This is a genomic window from Agromyces mediolanus (assembly GCF_014648575.1).
Lineage (GTDB): Bacteria > Actinomycetota > Actinomycetes > Actinomycetales > Microbacteriaceae > Agromyces > Agromyces mediolanus.
This window is the reverse complement of record NZ_BMRJ01000005.1, coordinates 36,530-57,978: the sequence shown is the minus strand read 5'-3', so window position 1 is coordinate 57,978 and position 21,449 is coordinate 36,530. Positions and strand designations below refer to the sequence as shown.

At 69.8% G+C, this 21,449-nt stretch carries 19 protein-coding genes, 1 tRNA gene and 1 other RNA gene; 10 read left to right on the top strand and 11 right to left on the bottom strand.

Annotated features, from left to right (window positions below; all coding sequences use genetic code 11):
* Window positions 1-61: 61 nt before the first annotated feature.
* The 5 genes from IEY71_RS16215 to aceE form a co-directional block, all read right to left on the bottom strand.
* The gene (locus IEY71_RS16215) at window positions 62-310 is read right to left on the bottom strand and encodes an acyl carrier protein (protein ID WP_189086421.1); all 249 of its coding nucleotides are present in this window, start codon (window positions 308-310) and stop codon (window positions 62-64) included.
* Window positions 311-377: 67 nt separating this feature from the next.
* Complete coding sequence (locus tag IEY71_RS16210; RefSeq protein ID WP_189086420.1) at window positions 378-1,382, bottom strand: beta-ketoacyl-ACP synthase III; 1,005 nt, start codon at window positions 1,380-1,382, stop codon at window positions 378-380.
* Between the two features lie 41 nt (window positions 1,383-1,423).
* On the bottom strand, window positions 1,424-2,347 hold the full coding sequence (locus tag IEY71_RS16205) for an ACP S-malonyltransferase (protein WP_189086419.1): 924 nt from the start codon (window positions 2,345-2,347) through the stop codon (window positions 1,424-1,426).
* A gap of 106 nt (window positions 2,348-2,453) precedes the next feature.
* Window positions 2,454-3,671 carry a PucR family transcriptional regulator gene (locus IEY71_RS16200; RefSeq protein WP_229781807.1) on the bottom strand — a complete coding sequence of 406 codons (1,218 nt, stop codon included), beginning with the start codon at window positions 3,669-3,671 and terminating at the stop codon, window positions 2,454-2,456.
* Window positions 3,672-3,684: 13 nt separating this feature from the next.
* Window positions 3,685-6,411: a pyruvate dehydrogenase (acetyl-transferring), homodimeric type gene (gene aceE / locus IEY71_RS16195; protein ID WP_189086417.1), complete on the bottom strand. Its 2,727-nt coding sequence runs from the start codon at window positions 6,409-6,411 to the stop codon at window positions 3,685-3,687.
* Window positions 6,412-6,570: 159 nt separating this feature from the next.
* Between aceE and IEY71_RS16190 the strand changes: the two genes are divergently transcribed.
* The gene (locus tag IEY71_RS16190) at window positions 6,571-7,029 is read left to right on the top strand and encodes a peroxiredoxin (protein WP_189086416.1); all 459 of its coding nucleotides are present in this window, start codon (window positions 6,571-6,573) and stop codon (window positions 7,027-7,029) included.
* Between the two features lie 31 nt (window positions 7,030-7,060).
* Here IEY71_RS16190 and IEY71_RS16185 read toward each other — a convergent pair whose 3' ends face one another.
* Window positions 7,061-7,795 (bottom strand): hypothetical protein, encoded by a 735-nt coding sequence (locus tag IEY71_RS16185; RefSeq protein WP_189086415.1) that lies wholly within the window; start codon window positions 7,793-7,795, stop codon window positions 7,061-7,063.
* Between the two features lie 65 nt (window positions 7,796-7,860).
* On the opposite strand from IEY71_RS16185, the gene IEY71_RS16180 reads away from it, so the two are divergent.
* Window positions 7,861-7,933: transfer RNA gene (locus tag IEY71_RS16180), tRNA-Val, on the top strand.
* On the opposite strand, the gene IEY71_RS16175 is transcribed toward IEY71_RS16180, so the two are convergent.
* Window positions 7,893-8,378, bottom strand: a complete 486-nt coding sequence (locus tag IEY71_RS16175) for a winged helix-turn-helix transcriptional regulator (RefSeq protein ID WP_189086521.1) — start codon at window positions 8,376-8,378, stop codon at window positions 7,893-7,895. The two genes, IEY71_RS16180 and IEY71_RS16175, sit on opposite strands and share 41 nt — an antisense overlap.
* Before the next feature lie 453 nt (window positions 8,379-8,831).
* On the opposite strand from IEY71_RS16175, the gene IEY71_RS16170 reads away from it, so the two are divergent.
* From IEY71_RS16170 to rnpB, 5 genes are all read left to right on the top strand, one after another.
* On the top strand, window positions 8,832-10,526 hold the full coding sequence (locus tag IEY71_RS16170; protein ID WP_189086414.1) for a DUF262 domain-containing protein: 1,695 nt from the start codon (window positions 8,832-8,834) through the stop codon (window positions 10,524-10,526).
* On the top strand, window positions 10,523-11,737 hold the full coding sequence (locus IEY71_RS16165) for a type II toxin-antitoxin system HipA family toxin (protein ID WP_189086413.1): 1,215 nt from the start codon (window positions 10,523-10,525) through the stop codon (window positions 11,735-11,737). Before IEY71_RS16170 ends, IEY71_RS16165 begins: the two co-directional genes overlap by 4 nt.
* A gap of 142 nt (window positions 11,738-11,879) precedes the next feature.
* Window positions 11,880-12,698: a Nif3-like dinuclear metal center hexameric protein gene (locus IEY71_RS16160; RefSeq protein WP_189086412.1), complete on the top strand. Its 819-nt coding sequence runs from the start codon at window positions 11,880-11,882 to the stop codon at window positions 12,696-12,698.
* A 43-nt stretch (window positions 12,699-12,741) separates the two neighbouring features.
* The gene (locus IEY71_RS16155; protein ID WP_189086411.1) at window positions 12,742-13,479 is read left to right on the top strand and encodes a zinc ribbon domain-containing protein; all 738 of its coding nucleotides are present in this window, start codon (window positions 12,742-12,744) and stop codon (window positions 13,477-13,479) included.
* A gap of 55 nt (window positions 13,480-13,534) precedes the next feature.
* Window positions 13,535-13,910: RNase P RNA component class A (gene rnpB, locus IEY71_RS16150), an RNA gene on the top strand.
* A gap of 37 nt (window positions 13,911-13,947) precedes the next feature.
* Here rnpB and ppgK read toward each other — a convergent pair.
* Both ppgK and map read right to left on the bottom strand, forming a co-directional pair.
* Window positions 13,948-14,700, bottom strand: a complete 753-nt coding sequence (gene ppgK, locus IEY71_RS16145) for a polyphosphate--glucose phosphotransferase (protein WP_189086410.1) — start codon at window positions 14,698-14,700, stop codon at window positions 13,948-13,950.
* 30 nt (window positions 14,701-14,730) lie between these two features.
* Entirely contained in the window at window positions 14,731-15,594 is an 864-nt protein-coding gene (map, locus tag IEY71_RS16140; protein WP_189086409.1) for a type I methionyl aminopeptidase, read from the bottom strand.
* A gap of 11 nt (window positions 15,595-15,605) precedes the next feature.
* On the opposite strand from map, the gene IEY71_RS16135 reads away from it, so the two are divergent.
* Window positions 15,606-15,791, top strand: coding sequence for an SPOR domain-containing protein (locus IEY71_RS16135; RefSeq protein ID WP_189086408.1), 186 nt, complete (start codon window positions 15,606-15,608; stop codon window positions 15,789-15,791).
* A gap of 76 nt (window positions 15,792-15,867) precedes the next feature.
* Here the strand turns inward: IEY71_RS16135 and panB are convergent, their stop codons facing one another.
* Window positions 15,868-16,710 (bottom strand): 3-methyl-2-oxobutanoate hydroxymethyltransferase, encoded by an 843-nt coding sequence (panB, locus tag IEY71_RS16130; RefSeq protein ID WP_189086407.1) that lies wholly within the window; start codon window positions 16,708-16,710, stop codon window positions 15,868-15,870.
* Between the two features lie 74 nt (window positions 16,711-16,784).
* Between panB and IEY71_RS16125 the strand changes: the two genes are divergently transcribed.
* A complete protein-coding gene (locus tag IEY71_RS16125; protein WP_189086406.1) occupies window positions 16,785-18,122 on the top strand; it encodes a glutamine synthetase family protein in 1,338 nt (445 codons plus the stop codon).
* 4 nt (window positions 18,123-18,126) lie between these two features.
* Window positions 18,127-21,147, top strand: coding sequence for a bifunctional [glutamine synthetase] adenylyltransferase/[glutamine synthetase]-adenylyl-L-tyrosine phosphorylase (locus tag IEY71_RS16120; RefSeq protein WP_189086405.1), 3,021 nt, complete (start codon window positions 18,127-18,129; stop codon window positions 21,145-21,147).
* Between the two features lie 69 nt (window positions 21,148-21,216).
* On the opposite strand, the gene IEY71_RS16115 is transcribed toward IEY71_RS16120, so the two are convergent.
* Entirely contained in the window at window positions 21,217-21,393 is a 177-nt protein-coding gene (locus tag IEY71_RS16115) for a YegP family protein (protein ID WP_189086404.1), read from the bottom strand.
* Between the last annotated feature and the right edge of the window lie 56 nt (window positions 21,394-21,449).

The following is a 21,449-nucleotide window of genomic DNA, read 5'->3' as shown; positions in this document are numbered from 1 at the left end:
GGAGGAAACGGGACGAGGACCGTGCGAGCGGGCCGCCTGGGCGGCCCGCTCGTCGCGATGCCTAGGCCTGGGCCTTGACGATGAAGCTGACGGCGTCGCCGACGGTCTTGAGGTTCTTCACCTCTTCGTCGGGGATCTTGACATCGAACTTCTCCTCGGCGTTGACGACGATCGTCATCATCGAGATGGAGTCGATGTCGAGGTCATCGGTGAACGACTTGTCCAGCTCCACCGTGTCGGTCGCGATGCCGGTCTCGTCGTTGATGAGCTCGGCCAGGCCGGCCAGCACTTCTTCGTTGGACAATGCCATGGTTCTTCTCCTTGCAGGGGTGTCTCGTTTGACCGAGACACAGTCTAGAGGGACGGGGACCGGTGGTTCAGGGAAGAACCACCACTTGGGCGCCGAACACGAGTCCGGCGCCGAAGCCGATCTGCAGCGCGAGGCCGCCGGACAGCTCGGGGTGCTCCTCGAGCAGGCGGTGCGTCGCGAGCGGGATGGACGCGGCCGAGGTGTTGCCCGTCGTCGCGATGTCGCGGGCGATGACGACCGACTCAGGCAGCTTCAGCTGCTTGGCGAACTCGTCGATGATGCGCATGTTCGCCTGGTGCGGGATGAAGGCCGAGAGGTCGGCGCTCGTGATGCCGGCGGCGTCGAGGGCCTGCTTCGCGACCTTCGCCATGTCCCACACGGCCCAGCGGAAGACCGTCTGGCCCTCCTGGCGCAGCGTCGGCCACTCGCCCTCGCCGTCGCGGTACTCGACGAGCGTGCGGTTCATGCCGACCGCGCCGGCCTTCGACCCGTCGGAGCCCCAGACGGTGCGGGCGATGCCGGGGAAGTCGCTCGGCCCGATCACCGCGGCGCCCGCACCGTCGCCGAGCAGGAAGGAGATGCTGCGGTCGGTCGGGTCCACGACGTCGGAGAGCTTCTCGGCGCCGACGACGAGTGCGTAGTGCGCGACGCCGGTGCGGATGAGCGCGTCGGCCTGGGCGACCGCGTAGGCGTAGCCCGCGCAGGCGGCATTGGCGTCGTAGGCGGCCGCGGGGTTCGCCCCCACCCGGTCGGCCAGCACCGCGGCCATCGACGGCGTCTGCTGCACGTTGGAGATCGTGGCGACGATGACGAGGTCGATGAGCTCGGGGGAGATCCCGGACTTCGCGATCGCCTCCTGTGCGGCCTCCGTCGCCAGGTCGAGCGCGCTCACGGCGGCGCTCGCGCGGGTGCGGGTGACGATGCCGGTGCGCTGCTGGATCCACTCGTCGGAGGAGTCGATCGGACCGATCAGCTCGTCGTTCGGCACTGCGTGCTCGCCGCGGGCGGCGCCCATCGCGTAGATCCGCGTGTAGGCGGGGCCGTGCGACTGCTGCAGGGTCGGCTTGGTCATGCGCTTCGACTCTTCTCTGCTTCTTCTCGGGGGTCGGGGGCTCAGGCGGCCTGAGCGGCGATCAGCTCGGCCGCGGCGGCGAGATCGTCGGGCGTCTTCACGGCGACGGTCGGCACGCCCTTCAGCCCGCGCTTGGCGAGCCCGACGAGCGCGCCCGCGGGGGCGAGCTCGATGATCCCGGTGACGCCGGCGTCGGCGAAGGCGGTCATGTCGAGGTCCCAGCGCACGGGCGAGGAGACCTGGCCGACGAGGAGTTCGACGAAGGCGGCGCCCGACTCGACCCGGCTGCCGTCGCGGTTCGTCCAGAGCGGGAGCACGGGGTCGGCGGGGGAGAGCGTGGCCGCGACCTCGGCGAGCCGGTCGACGGCGGGGCGCATGTAGCGGGTGTGGAAGGCGCCGGCGACCTGCAGTGGGATGACCCGGGTGCCGGCGGGCGGTTCGGCCTTCAGCTGCTCGAGGGCGTCGAGCGCGCCGGCGACGACGATCTGGCCGCCGCCGTTGTAGTTCGCCGGCTCGAGGCCGAGCTCGGCGAGGCGGGCGAGGAGCTCCTGCTCGTCGCCGCCGAGGACGGCGCTCATGCCGGTCGCGACCTCGGCTGCGGCATCCGCCATGGCCCGACCGCGGGCCGCGACGAAGCGCATGGCCTCGCTCGCGTCCAGCACGCCGCTGCCTGCTGCCGCGGTGATCTCGCCGACCGAGTGCCCGGCGATGCCGCCCACGCCGGTGGCGCGGCCGCCGTCGAAGAGCGCCTCGAGCGTCAGGATGCCGGCCGCCACGATGAGCGGCTGCGCCACCTTCGTGTCGCGGATGGTCTCGGCGTCGCTCACCGTGCCGTGCTCGGCGAGGTCGAGATCGGCCGCGGCCGAGAGCTCGGCCAGGCGCGCGGCGCGCGCCGGGTCCTCGAGCCAGGGGGTGAGGAATCCGGGGGTCTGCGAGCCCTGTCCAGGGCAGACGACGACGATCACCCGACTAGTCTGCCAACGCCTGGACGGTCGTGGGTGTGCACACGCCACAAGGTCTGCGGAAAACCCTTGTGCGCGGGGCACAGATGCCGCGCTCGGGCGGCTGCCGTCAGTTCGCGCTGCGCCGGCGCGGCTGCGCCTCGTGATCGCTCATGGAACCGACGATGAGCGCCGACTGCAGGATCAGCGCCTCGCGCGCGCCCGTCGCGTCGTAGCCGATCACGTCCGAGACGCGCTTCAGCCGGTAGCGCACGGTGTTCGGGTGCACGAACAGCTCCCTGGCGGTCGCCTCGAGCGAGCGGCCGTTGTCGAGGTAGCTCCAGAGCGTCGTCAGCAGCTCGGTCGAGTGGGCCTGGAGCGGCCGGTAGATGCGGTGCACGAGCGTCGCCCGGGCGAGCGGGTCGCCCGCGAGCGCCCGTTCGGGCAACAGGTCGTCGGCGTGCACCGGTCGCGGGGCGTGCCGCCATGACCGCGCGACCGCGAAGCCCGCGAGGGCCGCCTTCGCGCTCTTCGAGGCATCCACGAGGTTCGGCACCTCGTGCCCGAGCACGAGGTGCCCCGCGCCGAACTGCGGTTCGAGCTGCGTCGCGATCTCGAGGAAGCTGAGCGCCGGGGCGGTGCCGATGGTCTCCTCGCCGCCCTCGCGCGCCTGCGGGTCGGCGCGGCCGATGACGACGACGAGCCGGTTGCCCTGCACGCCGATCAGCACGTCGGCGTGCATGTGCCGCGCGGCGCGGCGCACCTGGTCGACGTCGAACTGCTTCGGCGCCGTGCCGACGAGCACCGCGACCTCGCCGTGGCCGTGCCAGCCGAGGGCCGCGATGCGGCTCGGCAGCTCGTCGTCGTACTCGCCCGAGAGGATCGAGTCGACCACGAGCGCCTCGAGCCGCGCGTCCCAGAGCCCGCGCGCCTCGGCGGCGCGCGCGTAGACGTCGGCCGCAGCGAAGGCGATCTCCCGCGAGTAGAGCAGGATCGCCTCGCGCAGCGGCTCGCCGCCGTCCTTCACCCGCTCCTCGACGACCTCGACCACGACCCGGATGAGCTGCAGCGTCTGCTGCAGGCTCACCGAGCGGAGCAGTTCCCGGGGCGCCGCGCCGAACACGTCGGCGGCGATCCACGGCGTGGAGCGCGGGTCGTCGAACCAGGAGATGAACGAGGTGATGCCCGCCTGTGCGACGAGGCCCACGGCCGAGCGTCGGCTCGGCGGCATGTCACCGTACCAGGGGAGCGTGTCCTCCAGTCGCTTCAGCGTCTGGGTGGACAGCTCGCCCGAGATGGTGCGCAACCACGCGAGCGTCTCCGCCTTCGTCCGGGGCCTCGTCGCCAATGCCGGTCGCCCGTCAGCTCTCGCCGCCGGCCGACCCCGTGGTGCCGGCGTTGACGTCGTGCAGACGGTACTTGGCGATCGCCTGGCCGGCGAGCGAGCGGTCGACCTCGCCGCGCTCCGCGAGGAGCTCGAGCGTGCGGACCACGACCGAGGGGCCGTCGATCTTGAAGAAGCGACGGGCCGCCGGGCGGGTGTCCGAGAAGCCGAAGCCGTCGGCGCCGAGCGTGGCGTACTGACCCGGGACGTAGGGGCGGATCTGCTCCTGCACGCCGTGCATGAAGTCGGACACCGCCACGAACGGGCCGGCCGCGCCCGAGAGCTTCTGCGTGAGGTACGGCACGCGGCGCTCGGCGTCGGGGTTCAGGAAGTTGTGCTCGTCGGCGGCGAGGCCGTCGCGGTTGAGCTCCGACCAGCTGGTGACGCTCCACACGTCGGCCGCGACGCCCCAGTCCTCGGCGAGGAGCTGCTGCGCCTCGAGGATCCACGGCACCGCGACGCCGGACGCCAGCAGCTGGGCCTTCGGCCCCTGCACCGGCGACTGCGAGATGCGGTGGATGCCTCGGACGATGCCGTCCACGTCGACGCCCTCCGGCTCGGCGGGCTGCACGATCGGCTCGTTGTACACCGTGAGGTAGTACATGACGTTGGGGTCGGGGTGCGAGCCGCCGTACATGCGCTCAAGGCCGGAGCGCACGATGTGCCCGATCTCGTAGCCGTACGCCGGGTCGTAGGAGACGACCGCCGGGTTCGTCGCCGCGAGCAGCAGCGAGTGGCCGTCGGCGTGCTGCAGGCCCTCGCCGGTGAGCGTGGTGCGGCCGGCGGTCGCGCCGATCATGAAGCCGCGCGCCATCTGATCGCCTGCGGCCCAGATCGCGTCGCCCGTGCGCTGGAACCCGAACATCGAGTAGAAGACGTAGATCGGGATCAGCGGCTCGCCCTGCGTCGAGTACGAGGTGCCGACGTTGGTGAACGCGGCGAGCGCCCCGGCCTCGTTGATGCCGACGTGGATGATCTGGCCCTGCGGGCTCTCCTTGTAGGCGAGGAGCAGCTCGCGGTCGACCGAGGTGTAGTGCTGGCCGTTCGGGTTGTAGATCTTCGCGTTCGGGAAGAACGCGTCCATGCCGAAGGTGCGCGCCTCGTCGGGGATGATCGGCACGATGCGGTGGCCGAAGTCCTTCGAGCGCATCAGGTCCTTCAGGAGCCGCACGAACGCCATGGTCGTGGCGATCTCCTGGGTGCCGGAGCCCTTCTTCGCGATCGCGTAGGCGGAGTCGTCCGGCAGCGAGATCGCGGTGTGCGAGGTGCGCCGCTCGGGCGTGTAGCCGCCGAGCGCGCGCCGGCGCTCGTGCAGGTACTGGATCGCCTGGTCCTCGCCGCCCGGGTGGTAGTACGGCGGGAGGTAGGGGTTCTCCTCGAGCTGGGCGTCGCTGATCGGGATGCGCATCGAGTCCCTGAAGGTCTTCAGGTTGTCGAGGGTCATCTTCTTCATCTGGTGGGTCGCGTTGCGGCCCTCGAACGCCGGTCCGAGCCCGTAGCCCTTGATCGTCTTCGCGAGGATGACGGTCGGCTGGCCCTTGTGCTCGGTCGCGGCCTTGAACGCCGCGTAGACCTTGCGGTAGTCGTGGCCGCCGCGCTTCAGGCCCCAGATCTCGTCGTCGCTCAGGTGCGTGACGAGGTCGAGGGCGCGCGGGTCGCGGCCGAAGAAGTTCTCGCGCACGTAGGCGCCCGACTCGGCCTTGTAGGTCTGGTAGTCACCGTCGGGGGTGACGTTCATGAGGTTGCGCAGGGCGCCCTCGTCGTCGCGGGCGAGCAGGTCGTCCCACTCGCGGCCCCAGATGACCTTGATGACGTTCCAGCCGGCGCCGCGGAAGAAGCTCTCGAGCTCCTGGATGATCTTGCCGTTGCCGCGCACCGGGCCGTCGAGCCGCTGCAGGTTGCAGTTGATCACGAAGGTGAGGTTGTCGAGCCCCTCGTTCGCGGCGACCTGGAGCTGACCGCGGCTCTCGACCTCGTCCATCTCGCCGTCGCCGAGGAACGCCCAGACGTGCTGGTCGGAGGCGTCCTTGATGCCGCGGTTGGTGAGGTACTTGTTGAGCTGCGCCTGGTAGATCGCGTTGATCGGGCCGAGGCCCATCGACACGGTTGGGAACTGCCAGAACTCCGGCATGAGCCGCGGGTGCGGGTAGCTGGAGAGGCCGTTCGGGGCGTGCGACTTCTCCTGGCGGAAGCCGTCGAGCTGGTCGGCGCTGAGCCGGCCCTCGAGGAACGCGCGGGCGTACATGCCGGGGGAGGCGTGGCCCTGGTAGAAGACCTGGTCGCCGCCGCCGGGGTGGTCCTGGCCGCGGAAGAAGTGGTTGAAGCCGACCTCGTAGAGGGCAGCGCTCGACGCGTAGGTCGAGATGTGGCCGCCGACGGCGATGTCCGGTCGCTGGGCGCGGTGCACGAGCACGGCGGCGTTCCAGCGGATCCAGGCGCGGTAGCGGCGCTCGATCTCCTCGTCGCCCGGGAACTCGGGCTCGTTCTCGGGGGCGATCGTGTTGAGGTAATCGGTGGTGGGCACCATCGGCACGCCGAGGTGCAGTTCCTTGGAGCGCTTGAGCAGGCTCAGCATGATCTCGCGAGCCCGCTGGTGGCCCTTCGCCGCGACGAGAGCGTCGAGGGATTCAGCCCATTCACCCGTTTCGTCGGGATCGGAGTCCATGGCGTCGACCGAGTAAGGGTCCTGGTCGTTGACAGTCACACTCGACCTCTTTCAGTAGTCTCGAAGCGGTTCGTGCGTGTGCGCGCCGAGCGGACTCCTCGCCCGAGCGGCACCACGCCATCCTAGTGATTCTATGCCCGCAGCCCACCGGTCCGACCGGCCATGGCTCGGGCGCCATCACCGAAAGCGACGCTATCAATGATCCTGCCGTCAGGGGCCCAGGCACCCGATTTCACCCTGCCCGACCAGCACGGCGCGCCGACCTCCTTGGCCGCGCTCACCGCGCGGTCGCCGGTCGCGTTGGTCTTCTTCCCGCTCGCGTTCTCGGGCATCTGCCACGGGGAGCTGTGCGAGCTCCGCGACCATCTGCCGCTCTTCCAGGACGCCGCGGTGCAGCTCGTCGGCGTGTCGGTCGACTCGAAGTTCGCGCTGCGCGCCTGGGGCGAGCAGGAGGGCTTCGACTTCCCGCTGCTGGCCGACTTCTGGCCGCACGGCGAGGTGGCGCGTGCCTTCGGCGCGTTCCGGGAGGATGCCGGCACGGCATCCCGTGCGACCTTCGTGATCGACCGCGAACGCCGAGTGCGGGCGTCCTTCGCCAGCGCGCCGGGGGAGCCGCGGCCGCTCGCCGCCTACCGCGAGGCCATCGCGGCGCTCTGAGCTGGCGTCGTCGGCCGAGGAGCGCCCGGCGTCAGGCGAGGATGTTCACCGCCCGCGAGATCACGAGCGCGAGCAGCACGAAGCCGGTGAGCGCCTGCACCGACATCAGCAGCTTCGTGCGGCTGCGCAGCGGCATCGCGTCGGTCGGGCTGAACGCCATCGTGTTCGTGAGCGAGACGTAGAGGTAGTCGACGAAGCCGGGGCGCCAGTCGCCGCGTCGGGAGGAACCGGCGGCGACCTCGCGGGCCGCATCGGCCTCGTCGTCCTGCGGGAACGCGAAGTCCGCGAGCGGCAGGGCGCTCCGGGGCAGCGTGCCGCGGGCGACCGGGCCGCCGCGATCGAGTTCCCAGTAGAGCAGTCCGAAGGCGATCACGTTCGTCACCCAGACCTGTCCGGCGGCGAGCAGCACCGTCGCGCCGTCGGCGCTGCCGTCGACCAGGCGCACGATGACGTTCACGACGCCGAGCTGGTTCACGAGCACGAGGACCGATGCGAACGCGATCGCGAGGGCCCGGGACCACTGCGTCTGCCGATCGAGCCGATGCGGGTTGATGACGAACAGCGGCACCGCCATGGCCGCGAGCGCGATCAGTCCGACGGTCCGCCCAACCGCGGTGTCGGGCTCGTGCACGAGCGCGGTGAGGGCGGCCGCCACGACGATGCCGGTGAACGCCGCCCAGCGCGTCTCGGCCCGTCGCTCCTGCACCGGCGAGGCGGGGGCGTCGTCGGCGGACGAGGCGGTCCCGTCGTCGGCGTCGCTGCGCATACCGCGAGTGTACGGCCCGGCTCCTCGCCGGCCGGTAGGATTGGGCCTCGCCGCGCTTCGCGTGCGGGCCTGTAGCTCAGTTGGTAGAGCGCCACGTTTACACCGTGGATGTCGTCGGTTCGAGCCCGGCCGGGCCCACCGCCGCTCGTGCGGAGGCCTGGGCGAGCTCCGCCATCACGCTGTCGGCCGCCGACGGCTTCCCATGGAGATGCACGTCGCGGAGCTCGTTCATGAAGCGGTCCCACAGCTCGGGACCGCCGTCGGCGAGGATCGCAGCGCGGATCGCGAGTTCCGGCGCAGTGGGCAGCCAGCGATTCCCCCACGCGCCGAGCTGCGCGAGAACCGGGACCAACTCGATCGCCGCTTCCGTGCGCCGATAGTCGATCTTCTGCCGGTGGCTCGCGTCTTCGTTGCGGGTGAGGAGGCCCGCCTCGACGAGTTTCGTCAATCGCGAGGACAAGATGTTCGAGGCGCTCCCCTCGAGCGAGTTGCCGAGGAGCTCCCGGAAGTGCCGATGGCCGCCGAAGACGATGTCCCGCAGGACGATCAGGGACCAGCGGTCGCCGAGCAGTTCCACGGTCATGTTGATGGGACACTCCGACCGTCCGCTCGGCACCGGAAGGTGTTCGACAGCTGCAGAAACTGATGGTGGCACGCAATCAGTCTCCGAGGCACGGACCCGCGTGTCCGGCGCGGCCGGGATAGCTCATGCTCACGCGCGCCGGATCTGAATGCCAGTCAGAGGCATTCTCGGTGGGTCCGCTCTCCGGCTTCGAACTCGAGTTCAACAAGGCAGATACTCGGGCTCGATATCGACGAGCTCTCCAAGTGTTTCGACTCCCCTCGGAGACCCGAAACTGTGTATGCCATCGACTCCTAAGGATGCGCCCCACGACACTCGGACCGGATTCGTGTTCGGTAGTCGAGGATTGGTGCAGACTTGGCAGGAGTCGTCGATGCGCCCAGACTCCTGGTGCGCTTCGCGACATCTGCGCCGATGGAGTCGACGATGCAGTGCCTCGAGATAGGAATCTAGATGCCCGAGATTGCGACACGTACAACAGCGGGCGTTTATCGAATCGAGGACCTCGTCGGGCTGGTGTCACAGGGGCGACTGAGGGTGCCGGAGTTCCAGAGGAACTTTCGTTGGGACCGAAGAGATGTCTTAAGCCTCTTTGACAGCATCCAGAAGGGATACCCGGTGGGCAGCCTTCTCTTGTGGAGGCGTCGCGCGGAGGCAGCGGAAGTGAGCCTGGGTGAGCTGCATATTGAAGCACCCGAGGTGACGGAGGCCATGTGGGTGGTTGATGGACAGCAGCGGATAACCGCGATCGCGAACGCGGTAACCCAACAGGCGTACGATGCATCCGAGCGTTTCAGGATTGACTTCGATCTGTCGAAACGAGCGTTTGTCCTTGGCGGTGGCGAGGATGATCTTCGCGTGCCGCTTCCGACACTCTTTGACCTGCGACAGCTGCTCGAGTGGGCTCAGGCCCGGCCGGACGCCTCTGAGTACATCGGGGAGATAAACAACGTAGCCGTCCGGCTGAGGGATTTCTCCGTCCCAGCTTCTATCGTTGACGAGAGCGATGAGGAGACTCTTCGAGAGATCTTTGACCGGACAAACAACGCCGGGCGAAAACTGCGGCGTGCTGAGGTTTTCCATGCTCTGTTTAGCGAGCGCAGCGACGATGGGATGACGATCCAAGCGATCGCTGACGATCTCGCGAACACTGGCTTCGGAACGATCGACGGAGACACTGTTCTCCACGCGATTCTGGCTCGCCGCCACGCAGACTTTTCTCGAGATCTCCGGCAGGAGTTCGCAGAGGAACGGGGCGCCAGTCTCGATGTTGCCTCCGACGAGAGTCGTGAGGAGGCTTTCCAAGGCGGTCACGAGGCGCTTCGTCGTGCAATCGCGTTTCTGCAAGAGCGTGCAGGTGTCCCGCACATCACATTGCTCCCCTACAAGTACCTCCTTGTCACGCTCGCGCGCTTCTTCGCGCACTTCCCGGACCCTTTGGAGCGCAACAGTGATCTCCTTGTGCGTTGGTTCTGGCGAGCTGCCCTTGCCCCGACAATTTTCAGCGGCAGCGCCACTGCGATGGGCCGAGGATTCGCGAGCCGCGTCAACCCTCAGAGTGAGTCAGGTTCTGTCCAGGAGCTGCTCGCGTTGGTGCCGGATGACTTCTTGTTCATCAAGCCGAACGTCAATCAGTTTCGGACCAATACCGCAGCGACGAAAGTGATGCTCTGTGCGATGTACGAGCACGGGCCACGAAGGTTCTCTGATGGGGAAGTAATCGAGCCGCTGTCGCTTGCCGAAAGCTTGGACGGGGCGGAGACCGCGCATGGGATCATTTCCGACGTGGTACCCAGAGGACGGATTCAGGCCCCAGTGCTCGCTGCGGGGGTTGGGGGGAGATTCATCTTGACCGAGGAGGACGTCGCCGTTGAAGAGGCTCGGACCGTACTTGCCCGGACGGCGAGCCTGTTCATTGATGCGGACATGATCGCCTCCTCGCATTTTGTTAGCGGAGGCGCTTCGCTCGCTCTCCTGGAGCGGCGGTTCGACGACTTTCTCGTGCTCAGGCGAGACGCGATCGCCGCATCCGTGACGAAGTTTCTTGAAGCGCGCATGGGATTGAATCTCCCGGCCAACGCGCCCCTAGCTGAATATGACCTGGATGACCTGGACGACCTGGATGATCCAGGATTCGACGTCGGATGAGGGATGATGCTCGCCACGCTGTGATGCTGGCTGGGCAAGAAGTCGGTGTGCTTCATCAGCGCGGCGACTTTGTCCGCTTCAGTTTTCTCCCGGAGTACTGGGAGGATCCGGGCCGGAACATACTGGGGCTTTGGTTCGAAGATCACAAGCGATCCAATGTGGCTTCGGCGCTGCGACTTCCAGCCTGGTTTGCGAATTTGCTTCCAGAAGGGCGATTGCGCGAGCTGATCGCTCGCGATCGACGGGTCTCGCCGGCACGGGAGATGGAACTCCTCGCTCAAGTCGGTCACGACCTTCCAGGGGCTGTGCAGATCGTCGATGGGAAAGGGGCCGACATTGCTTGGCAAGGAGGCCTTCCTGTTGACAACGTCGCCGGAGTGATCCTCCCTTCAGGGCCAATCAAATTCTCTCTTGCCGGTGTAGGGCTGAAGTTCTCGATGGCGAGACAAGGTGATCGGTTCACAATCCCTGCGCACGGCGCCGGTGGGCATTGGATTGTCAAATTGCCGCACCCAGTCCACCGATCAGTGCCCGAGAACGAGTTTGCAACGATGGCGTGGGCTGCTGCTTCCGGCCTCGAGGTACCAGAGATCCACCTTCTCCACCGTGATGATGCATTTGAAATCTCGATGGGAATGTGGCCATCGAACGAAGAGTTCGCGTACGCGATCAAGAGATTTGATCGCCGAGACGACGGGACGCCCTTGCACATCGAGGACTTTGCACAGGTGCGTGGGTTCGCGGCGGATCGAAAGTATGACGGTGCCTACGAAACGATTGGGGCGCTCTGCTTCCGCGGGCATGACACGGCCTCGCTAGAAGAATTCGTGCGACGGATGGTCTTCAATATCGTTTCCGGCAACGGTGACGCTCATTTGAAGAACTGGTCGCTTCTGTATCCCGATGGTCGCAATCCACGGCTGTCGCCTGCGTATGATCTGGTTTCGACTGCTGCGTACTCGAAGGAAGAGAATCTCGGACTTCGGTTTGGCCGCAGCCGTCGCTTTGAGGATGTTTCGCTCTGGGGCTTTGAGCGACTTGAGCGCCGAATTCGGGTGCAGCCAGGGCTCCTTGTCGAACTGGCAAGAGTGGCGTTTCTAGACGCGCGCGACGCTTGGTCCGAGTCCTTCTTCGGTAGCAATGTCAAGTTTGTTGAAGACTGGACCGCGGGCTCGATCGACCGGTTGTCGAGAGTGTTTGGCGTCGCCTGAACGGACGCTCGATTGGCGGAGTGCACTCGGCGATACGATGGTCCGAGGCACGGACCCGCGTATCCGGCGCGGCCGGGAAGGTGAGCACGACCGTGGACCATTGCGAGCGCTCCACCGGCGCCGAGCACCGGGCCCCGCGCGCATGAGCCGCACGCTCGCCGAGGTGCTCGACGTCGTCGAACGACGCTGGCCGATCTCCGGCATGGAGCCGTGGGACGCCGCCGGGCTCGTCGCCGGCGACCCGAAGGCCGAGGTCCGACGCATCTTGCTCGTCGTCGACGCCGTGCAGGCGACGGTCGACGAAGCGATCGACGGGGGCTTCGACCTCGTGATCGCGCACCACCCGCTCCTGCTCCGCGGCGTCACGACGGTCGCCGAAGACCGCTACAAGGGCGCCGTGCTCGCGAAGCTCATCCGCGGCGGCTGCGCGCTCGTCGCCGCCCACACGAACGCCGACGTGGTCGAGACGGGCACCTCCGCGGTGCTCGCCGAGCGTCTCGGGCTGCTCGACGTCCGCCCGATCGTGCCGTCGCCCGACGGCCGCACCGGCCTCGGCCGGGTCGGCCGCCTCCCCGAGCCGACGACGCTCGGCCGCTTCGCCCGCCGGCTCGCCGAGCTCCTGCCGCCCACCGCGACCGGGGTCCGGGCCGCCGGCGGATTCGACGAGCCGGTCGAGACGGTCGCGCTGTGCGGCGGTGCTGGCGACTCGCTGCTCGGCGACCCCGCGGTCCGCGCGGCCGACGTCTACGTCACCGCCGACCTCCGCCACCACCCCGCCTCCGAGGCGCGCGAGCAGGCGCTCGTCGGCGGCGGGCCCGCGCTGCTCGACGTCTCCCACTGGGCGAGCGAGTGGCTCTGGCTCGACCGCGCCGCCGCCGAGCTCCGCGAAGATCTGCCCGGGCTCGACGTCGTCGTCTCCGAGCTGCGCACCGACCCCTGGGACTTCCAGGTCGTCCAATGACCCGTCCAGCCATCCCGACCGCCGACCCCACGAGGAGCAACACGTGAAGGCCAGCCCCGCCGACCAGGAGACGCTGCTGCGGCTCCAGGCGATCGACACCCGCATCGCCCAGCTCACGCACCGACTCGGCAACCTGCCCCAGGCGGCGCCGCTCGCCGAACTCGCGAGCCGCGACGACGGCGTGCGCCGCTCCCGCGCCGAGGCGCACGGGGTCCTCGAGGACACCCGCGCGGAGCTCAAGCGCATCGAGTCCGACGTCGAGATGGTCGAGGCCCGTATCGCGCGCGACAGCGAGCGCCTCACGCAGACCTCCTCGGTGAAGGACGTCGCGGCGCTCGAGTCCGAACTCGTCTCCCTCCGCCGCCGCCTCTCCGACCTGGAGGACCAGGAGCTCGTGGTGATGGAGCGCGTCGAGGGCGCGGAATCCGCGGTCGCGGCGATCGACGACGAGCGCGCCGGCATCGCCGTCGCGCAGCAGCAGCTCGAGTCCGAGCGGGCCGAGGCCGCCGCCGGCCTCGAGACCGAGCGCGAGCAGGCCGTCCGCGATCGCGGCACGGTCGCGGCCACGGTGCCCGAGGCACTGCTCGCCTTCTACGAGCAGCGCCGCGAGCGGGGAGCCGGGGTGGGTGCGGCGCTGCTCCGCCAGCGCACCTGCGGCGGCTGCACGATGACGCTCACGGGCAGCGACCTCGAAGCGGTGCGCCGTTCGGCGCCCGACGAGGTCGTGCAGTGCCCCGAGTGCGACCGCATCCTGGTCCGCACCGAGGAGTCCGGGCTCTGAACCGCGCCGGGCGGCAGGGCGTCGGCGCTCCCGCCCGGTAGACTGGCCCGGCGAGCGGGTCGGCAAGACGGTCGCGTCGCCCGAGCGATCGGGCGCCGAGGAACGTCCGGGCTCCGCAGGGCAGGACGGTGGGTAACGCCCACCCGGGGTGACCCGCGAGACAGTGCCACAGAAAACAGACCGCCTCGGGCTTCGGCCCGCGGTAAGGGTGAAACGGTGGGGTAAGAGCCCACCAGCGGCCGCGGTGACGCGGTCGGCTCGGTAAACCTCGTCCGGAGCAAGGCCAGACAGGGAACGATGGGGCTGCCCGTCCCGTTCCCGGGTAGGCCGCTAGAGGGCCGTGGCAACACGGTCCCGAGAGAGATGGCCGTCCAGCCGGTGTCGCGCAAGCGCCCGGTGAACAGAACCCGGCGTATCAGCCGGCCCGCTCGCACCTCATCCGCCCGGCCCCCTGTGGCGCGCGATCGCTCAGTCGGCCGCGAGCGAGGCGGCGCCGAGGATGCCCGCGTTGTTTCGGTGCACGGCGGGCACGATCGGCGTGGTCAGCTCGAGCAGCGGCAGGAACTGCTCGTGGTGCTTCGAGACGCCGCCGCCGACCACGAACAGGTCGGGGGAGAAGAGCATCTCGAGGTGGGCGTAGTAGCGCTGCAGGCGCTTCGCCCACTCCGCCCAGTCGAGGTCCTCGCGCTCCATCGCCGAGTACGCGGCGCGGTGCTCGGCGTCGTCGCCGTCGAGTTCGAGATGCCCGAGCTCCGTGTTCGGCACGAGCACGCCGTCGTAGAGGAACGCCGAGCCGATGCCGGTGCCGAGGGTGGTCAGGATGACGAGGCCGTCGGCGCCGCGGGCGGCCCCGTAGCGGAGCTCGGCGACCCCCGCCGCGTCGGCGTCGTTGATGAAGTGGATGTCCCGGCCGAGCGCCTGCTCGAAGAGCTCCTCGGCGTGCAGGCCGATCCACTCGTGCGAGACGTTCGCCGCCGAGAGGGTGAGCCCCCGCTTCACGACGGCGGGGAAGCACACGCCGAGGGGGAGCCCGTCGCCGCCTGACTCGGAGAACTCTTCGAGGAGCGTGCTCGCGGCCTCGACGATGTCGGCCGGACGGCCGCCCTCGGGGGTGGCGACCTTTCGGCGGGGCGAGACGAGCTCGCCGCTCGCGAGGTCGACGACCGCCCCCTTGATGCCGGTGCCGCCGATGTCGATGCCGATCGCGAGGTCCTGCGTCATGGCGTTCACCCTACCCGGCGGTCCCGTGGTTCAGGGGAGCGTGAGGATCTCGGCGCCGCGCTCGGTGACGACGAGGGTGTGCTCGAACTGCGCGGTGAGGGAGCGGTCGCGGGTGACCACGGTCCAGTCGTCGGCCCAGAGGTCCCACTCGGTGGTGCCGAGGGTGAGCATCGGCTCGATCGTGAACACCATCCCCGGCTCGATCACCGTGTCGTGCTCGGGCGCGTCGTAGTGCGGGATCACGAGACCGGTGTGGAAGGCCCGTCCGACGCCGTGGCCGGTGTAGTCGCGCACGACGCCGTAGCCGAAGCGCTTCGCGTAGGCCTCGATGGCGCGCCCGATGACGTTCACCTGGCGCCCCGGGGCGACCGCTTTGATGCCGCGGGCGAGCGCCTCGCGCGTGCGCTCGACGAGGAGCCGCGTCGCCTCCGCGGCGTCGCCCACGAGGAACGTCGCGTTCGTGTCGCCGTGCATTCCGTCGAGGTAGGCCGTGACGTCGAGGTTCACGAGGTCGCCCTCGTCGAGCACGGTGTCGTCGGGGATGCCGTGGCAGATCACCTCGTTGACCGAGGTGCAGCTCGAGGCGGGGAACCCCCGGTAGCCGAGCGTCGAGGGGTAGGCGCCGTGGCCGACCACGTACTCGTGCACGATGCGGTCGAGTTCGGCGGTCGTGACCCCGGGGACGATCGCGGCGGATGCTGCGTCGATGGCGCCGGCGGCGATGCGGCCGGCCGCGCGGATGCGCTCGACCTCCGCGGTCGAGTAGCGGTCGCCCTCGGAGTTCGGGCGGGGCGCAGCCCGCCCGACGTACTCGGGGCGGGCGATCGCGCCGGGCACCGTGCGGGGGGCGGGGAGGCGGCCGGGGATCAGGTGGCCGGCGGAGTCCTTGGGCATAGGATCAGCCTATGACGGAGGACATCGAGCACCGGTTCTGGTACAACATGCGCACGGGCGAGGTCGAGCAGGGCTTCGTCTCGCAGTCGGCGGATCGCGTCGGCCCCTTCGATACCCGCGAGGAGGCCGAGCACGCGCTCGAGAAGCTGCGCGCCAACAGCGAGAAGTGGGCCGCGGAGGACGCCGCGGAGGACTGAGACGACGAGGGGCGGGCGCCGAAGCGCCCGCCCCTCGATCATCGTGTCCGGCGTCGCCGGGCCGCGGCTTCGGCGGCTACTCGTACGAGTGCTCGGGGCCGGGGTAGACGCCGGCCGAGACATCCTGCTGCCAGGCCTTCGCGGCCGCGCCGAGGATGCCCGAGAGGTCGGCGTACTGCTTGACGAACTTCGGGATCCGGCCGGGGGTGAGGCCGGCCCAGTCGGTCCAGACGAGCAGCTGGCCGTCGGTGTGCGGGCCGGCGCCGACGCTGATGGTCGGGATGTCGAGGCGCTCCGTGATCTGACGGGCGGCGTCGGAGGGGACCATCTCGAGGACGACCGCGAAGGCGCCCGCCTCCTGCACCGCGATGGCGTCCGCGAGCAGCTGCTCGAGTCCCTCGCCGCGACCCTGGATGATGTGCCCGCCGAGGCCGTGCTCGCTCTGCGGGGTGTAGCCGATGTGCGCCATGACGGGGATGCCGGACTGCACGATGCGGCGGATCTGCTTGTGGCTGCGTTCGCCGCCCTCGAGCTTGACGGCGTGCGCCCCGGTCTCCTTCATGAAGCGGACGGCCGTGTGCAAGGCCTCCTCGGCGCCGCTCTCGTAGGAGCCGAACGGCATGTCGGCGACGACGAAGGCGCGCTGCACGGCGCCGGCGACGGCGCGCGTCAGCGGGATCAGCTCGTCGACCGTGACCGGGAGGGTCGTCTCGTACCCGAGCACGTTGTTCCCGGCGGAGTCGCCGACGAGCAGGAAGTCGATGCCCGCCTGGTCGAAGATGCGCGCCGTGAGCTGGTCGTAGCTCGTGAGGCCCGTGATCTTGATGCCGTCGCGCTTCGCGTTCTGGAAGTGCCTGGTGCGCACGCGCTTGGGGCCGCCCGAGGCCGAGGCCCCGCCGTACGGGTTCTGCTCTGACATGCCGTCAGTCTGGCACAGCCGCAGGCCCCGCCCGGCCCGACCCAGTACGCTGAGAAGCGCGAGAAAGGGTGTGGATGGATAAGCAGCGCGACTTCGTTCTCCGGACCATCGAAGAACGTGGGGTCAAGTTCATCAGGCTGTGGTTCACCGATGTCGTGGGCACCCTGAAATCGGTCGCGATCGCTCCGGCGGAGGTCGAGGGCGCATTCACCGAGGGCATCGGCTTCGACGGCTCCGCCATCGAGGGCCTCAGCCGCACCTACGAGTCCGACCTGCTCGCGTACCCCGATCCCTCGACGTTCCAGACCCTGCCCTGGCGGGGCGACATCGACCCGACCGGGCGCATGTTCTGCGACATCACGACCCCAGACGGCGAGCCGGCGGTGTCCGACCCCCGCAACGTGCTGAAGCGCACGCTCGCGCGCGCCGCCGACCGGGGCTTCACGTTCTACACGCATCCTGAGATCGAGTTCTACCTGCTCAAGTCGTCGAAGTACGGCCCCGAGGGCCCGCAGCCGGTGGACTCCGCGGGCTACTTCGACAACGTGCCCGGCGGGACCGCGCACGACTTCCGCCGCCGCTCGGTGCGCATGCTCGAAGACCTGGGCATCTCGGTGGAGTTCAGCCACCACGAGACCGGTCCCGGTCAGAACGAGATCGACCTGCGCTACGCCGACGCGCTGACCACGGCCGACAACATCATGACCTTCCGCACCGTCGTGAAGGAGGTGGCGATCGAGCAGGGCGTGTACGCGACGTTCATGCCGAAGCCGTTCTCCGAGTTCCCGGGCAGCGGCATGCACACCCACCTCTCCCTGTTCGAGGGCGATCAGAACGCGTTCTACGAGCCCGGTGCGCAGTACCAGCTCTCGAAGATCGGCCGGCAGTTCATCGCCGGCTTGCTGCGCCACGCGGGCGAGATCTCCGCGGTCACGAACCAGTTCGTGAACTCGTACAAGCGGCTCTGGGGCGGCGGCGAGGCGCCGAGCTTCGTCTGCTGGGGCCACAACAACCGCTCGGCGCTCGTGCGGGTGCCGCTCTACAAGCCGAACAAGGGGCAGAGCGCGCGCGTCGAGTACCGCGCGATCGACTCGGCCGCGAACCCGTACCTCGCCTTCTCCCTGCTGCTGGCCGCCGGCCTCAAGGGCGTCGAGGAGGGCTACGAGCTTCCGCCCGAGGCCGAGGACGACGTCTGGATGCTGAGCGACCGCGAGCGCCGGGCGCTCGGCTACAGCCCGCTGCCCGCGAGCCTCGACCACGCGATCGAGGAGATGGAGCGCTCCGAGCTCGTCGCCGACACCCTGGGCGAGCAGGTCTTCCGCTACGTGCTCGCGAACAAGCGCGCCGAGTGGCAGGACTACCGCTCGCAGGTGACGCCCTTCGAGCTGACGCGCAACCTCGAGATCCTCTGATCGGATGACTCGGCAGGCGGCGCCGTACAGCGGGCTCGCCCGGGCCGGCTTCGACGACTTCGAGCGCGCCCGTTCGGGACTCGCCCGACTCGCGGAGGCGACGGAGGTCGAAGGGCCCGAGCTGCTGGAGGCCCTCACGGTCGCAGCCGATCCCGACGAGGCGCTCGCCACGCTCGAGCGTCTCGCCGAGCGGGCCCCCGCCGAGGTGCGCCGGGTGTTGGAACGCCCGACGGCCGCCGAGCGCGCGGCTCGGCTGCTCGGCGCCTCACGAGGGCTCGGCGAATTCCTGCTGCGGAACCCCGACGAGCTCGTGCTGCTCGAGCGCGAGCCCGAGCCGCCCCTCGGCGAGCGCGAGGCGCGCGCGGTCCTCGTCGGCGCGCTCGACGAGCTCGGCGACGGCGCGGTGGAGCCGGAGCAGGCGGCCCGGGCGATCCGCCTCCGCTACCGCCGCCTGCTCGCGGGCATCGCCGTCTACGACCTGAGCCGGGCGAGTGCGATCGAGGCGGTCGACACGGTGGCGGCGGGCCTCGCCGACCTCGCCGGCGCCGCGCTCGACGCCGCCCTCGTCGCGGCGCGCCGGCTGGTCGGGCGACGCCCGGACGAGGCGGCTGCCCCGGGGCGGTACCCGGCCGATGAGGTCGCGGCGACCCGCCTCGCGGTCATCGGCATGGGCAAGGCCGGGGCGCGCGAGCTCAACTACCTGAGCGACGTCGATGTGATCTTCGTCGCGGAGTCCGCCGACGAGGAGCGCCTCGCCCAGGGGCGCGCGGTCGAGATCGCGACCCGACTCGCGGTCGTCGCGAGCCGGCTCATCGACGACGCCGGGGTCGAGCCGCCGCTCTGGGAGGTCGACGCGAACCTCCGACCGGAGGGCAAGGACGGGGCGCTCGTGCGCACCCTCGACTCGCACGTGCAGTACTACGAGCGCTGGGCGAAGAGCTGGGAGTTCCAGGCCTTGCTGAAGGCCAGACCGCTCGCCGGCGACGCTGAGCTCGGCGCCCGGTACCTCGCGGCGCTCTCGCCGATGGTCTGGGCGAGCTCAGCACGTGACGGCTTCGTCGAGTCGGTGCAGCAGATGCGCGAGCGGGTCACCCAGCACATCCCCGCCGACGAGGTCGATGTGCAGTTGAAGCTCGGTCCCGGCGGACTCCGCGACATCGAGTTCACCGTGCAGCTGCTCCAGCTCGTGCACGGCGCGAGCGACGACGAGATCCACCAGCGCGGCACGCTGCCCGCGCTCGGCGCGCTCGCGAGCCGCGGCTACGTCGGCCGCGAGGAGGCCGGAGAGTTCGCGCACGACTATCGCCTGCTCCGCGTGCTGGAGCACCGCCTGCAGCTGTCGCGCCTGCGCCGGACGCACCTCATGCCGCGCGACGAGTCCGAGCTCCGCGTCCTCGCGCGCGCGAGCGGGCTCGCCCGCAACGCGGCCGAGCTGACCGCCCTGTGGCAGGCGACGCGGCAGCGGGTGCGCGGCCTGCACGAGCGGCTCTTCTACCGGCCGCTGCTCTCCGCCGTGGCGGCGCTCCCGGCCAGCGGGCTCGAGCTCACGAGCGCACAGGCGGAGGCCCGGCTCGCGGCGATCGGCTTCCGCGATCCGAAGGGTGCGCTCGGGCACATCGCCGCCCTCACGTCCGGGGTCTCCCGACGGGCGACGATCCAGCGGCACCTCATGCCCGTGCTCATCTCCTGGTTCGCCGAGGGCGCCGACCCCGATTACGGCATGCTCGCCTTCCGAAGGCTCTCCGACACGCTCGGCACGACGCACTGGTACCTGCGACTGCTCCGCGACTCGTCCGACGCCGCGCTGCGTCTCACCCGCGTGCTCTCCGGGTCCCGCTTCGTCGGTGAACTCCTCGAGCGCAGCCCGGAGGCGGTCGCGTGGCTCGAAGACCTCGACGAGCTGCGACCGCGCTCGCTCGCGGCGCTCCGCGACGAGTCCGCGGCCGTCCTCGCGCGCCACGGCGAGGTGGAGGCCGCGGCGAACGTGCTGCGGGCCATCCGTCGCCGCGAGGTGCTGCGCCTCGCGCTCGCCGGCATTCTCGACGTCTGCAGCGTCGAGGAGCTCGGCCACGGGCTCAGCGACGTCACCGAGAACCACCTCGCGGCGACGGTCGCGGCCATCCGGCGCGGCGACGACGGCGACGGCGACGGCATCGAGTTCGCGGTGATCGGCATGGGCCGCTTCGGCGGGCGCGAACTCGGCATCTCCTCCGATGCCGACGTCATCTACGTCTACCGCCCCGCCGCGCTCGAGGGCGACGCCGCCCACCGGGTCGCGCTGCGCATCGTCTCGGAGCTCGGTCGGCTCACCGAGGACGCCCGCCTGCCCTTCGAGCTCGATGCGGACCTGCGACCCGAGGGGCGCAACGGGGTCATGGTGCGCTCGCTCGAGGCGTACCGCGCCTACTACGCGCGCTGGTCGCTGACCTGGGAGGCGCAGGCGCTGCTGCGTGCTCGCGGGGTGGCGGGGGATGCCGCGCTCCTCGACGAGTTCCGCGAGCTCGCCGACGGCGTACGCTATCCGGGGTCGATCGCCGAGCAGGCCGTGCGCGAGGTGAAGCGCATCAAGGCCAGGGTCGAGAACGAGCGGCTGCCGCAGAACGCCGATCCGGCGAGGCACCTGAAGCTCGGACGCGGCTCGCTCAGCGACGTCGAGTGGTTCGTGCAGCTCATCCAGCTGCAGCACGCCGCGGCCGTGCCCGCCCTCCGCACGACCTCCACCCTCGATGCCCTGCAGGCGGCCGTCGACGCCGGGCTCGTCGCCGCCGACGACGCGGAGACGTTGCGCGCCGCCTGGATCTTCGCCTCGCGGGCGCGCTCGGCGCTGACCCTCTGGCTCGACCGCACCACCGACGTGCTGCCCGTCGAACGCACCCAGCTCGAGGGCGTTGCCCGCCTCATGGGCTATCCGCCCGGCTCCGCGGCGCAGCTGGAGCAGGACTACCTGCAGCTCACCCGGCGCTCGCGCGCGATCTTCGACCGCGATTTCTACGGGATCGAACCGGGGCGCGAGCCGACCCGCTGAACCGCGCGGCCGCCCGACGGGCCGGAACCCCGCGCGGCATGGGGCGGCGCGGGGTTCCGGAGTCGTGGGTCAGGCTTCGACGACCGGGGCGTCCGGGGCGTTCTTCTTGACGGACTCGATGCCGTTCTGGGCGGCCGACTTCGAGCTGTAGCCCTCGGAGACCGCGATCGTTTCGCCGTTGCCGGCCTTCAGACGGAAGCGCCATTCGCCTCGCGCGTCGGTGTAGAGCTCGAACTTCCCAGCCATTCTCGGCCCCTTCTCGAAACGGGCGCCGGCGTGCGCCGACTCGTTCACATCGTGGC

What these genes read in the sequence shown, in the direction of transcription:
- IEY71_RS16215 (WP_189086421.1), bottom strand. Translation starts at nt 310, where the DNA reads ATGGCATTGTCCAACGAAGAAGTGCTGGCCGGCCTGGCCGAGCTCATC.
- IEY71_RS16210 (WP_189086420.1), bottom strand. Translation starts at nt 1,382, where the DNA reads ATGACCAAGCCGACCCTGCAGCAGTCGCACGGCCCCGCCTACACGCGG.
- IEY71_RS16190 (WP_189086416.1), top strand. Translation starts at nt 6,571, where the DNA reads ATGATCCTGCCGTCAGGGGCCCAGGCACCCGATTTCACCCTGCCCGAC.
- IEY71_RS16185 (WP_189086415.1), bottom strand. Translation starts at nt 7,795, where the DNA reads ATGCGCAGCGACGCCGACGACGGGACCGCCTCGTCCGCCGACGACGCC.
- IEY71_RS16175 (WP_189086521.1), bottom strand. Translation starts at nt 8,378, where the DNA reads ATGACCGTGGAACTGCTCGGCGACCGCTGGTCCCTGATCGTCCTGCGG.
- IEY71_RS16170 (WP_189086414.1), top strand. Translation starts at nt 8,832, where the DNA reads ATGCCCGAGATTGCGACACGTACAACAGCGGGCGTTTATCGAATCGAG.
- IEY71_RS16165 (WP_189086413.1), top strand. Translation starts at nt 10,523, where the DNA reads ATGAGGGATGATGCTCGCCACGCTGTGATGCTGGCTGGGCAAGAAGTC.
- IEY71_RS16160 (WP_189086412.1), top strand. Translation starts at nt 11,880, where the DNA reads ATGAGCCGCACGCTCGCCGAGGTGCTCGACGTCGTCGAACGACGCTGG.
- ppgK (WP_189086410.1), bottom strand. Translation starts at nt 14,700, where the DNA reads ATGACGCAGGACCTCGCGATCGGCATCGACATCGGCGGCACCGGCATC.
- map (WP_189086409.1), bottom strand. Translation starts at nt 15,594, where the DNA reads ATGCCCAAGGACTCCGCCGGCCACCTGATCCCCGGCCGCCTCCCCGCC.
- IEY71_RS16135 (WP_189086408.1), top strand. Translation starts at nt 15,606, where the DNA reads ATGACGGAGGACATCGAGCACCGGTTCTGGTACAACATGCGCACGGGC.
- panB (WP_189086407.1), bottom strand. Translation starts at nt 16,710, where the DNA reads ATGTCAGAGCAGAACCCGTACGGCGGGGCCTCGGCCTCGGGCGGCCCC.
- IEY71_RS16125 (WP_189086406.1), top strand. Translation starts at nt 16,785, where the DNA reads ATGGATAAGCAGCGCGACTTCGTTCTCCGGACCATCGAAGAACGTGGG.
- IEY71_RS16120 (WP_189086405.1), top strand. Translation starts at nt 18,127, where the DNA reads ATGACTCGGCAGGCGGCGCCGTACAGCGGGCTCGCCCGGGCCGGCTTC.
- IEY71_RS16115 (WP_189086404.1), bottom strand. Translation starts at nt 21,393, where the DNA reads ATGGCTGGGAAGTTCGAGCTCTACACCGACGCGCGAGGCGAATGGCGC.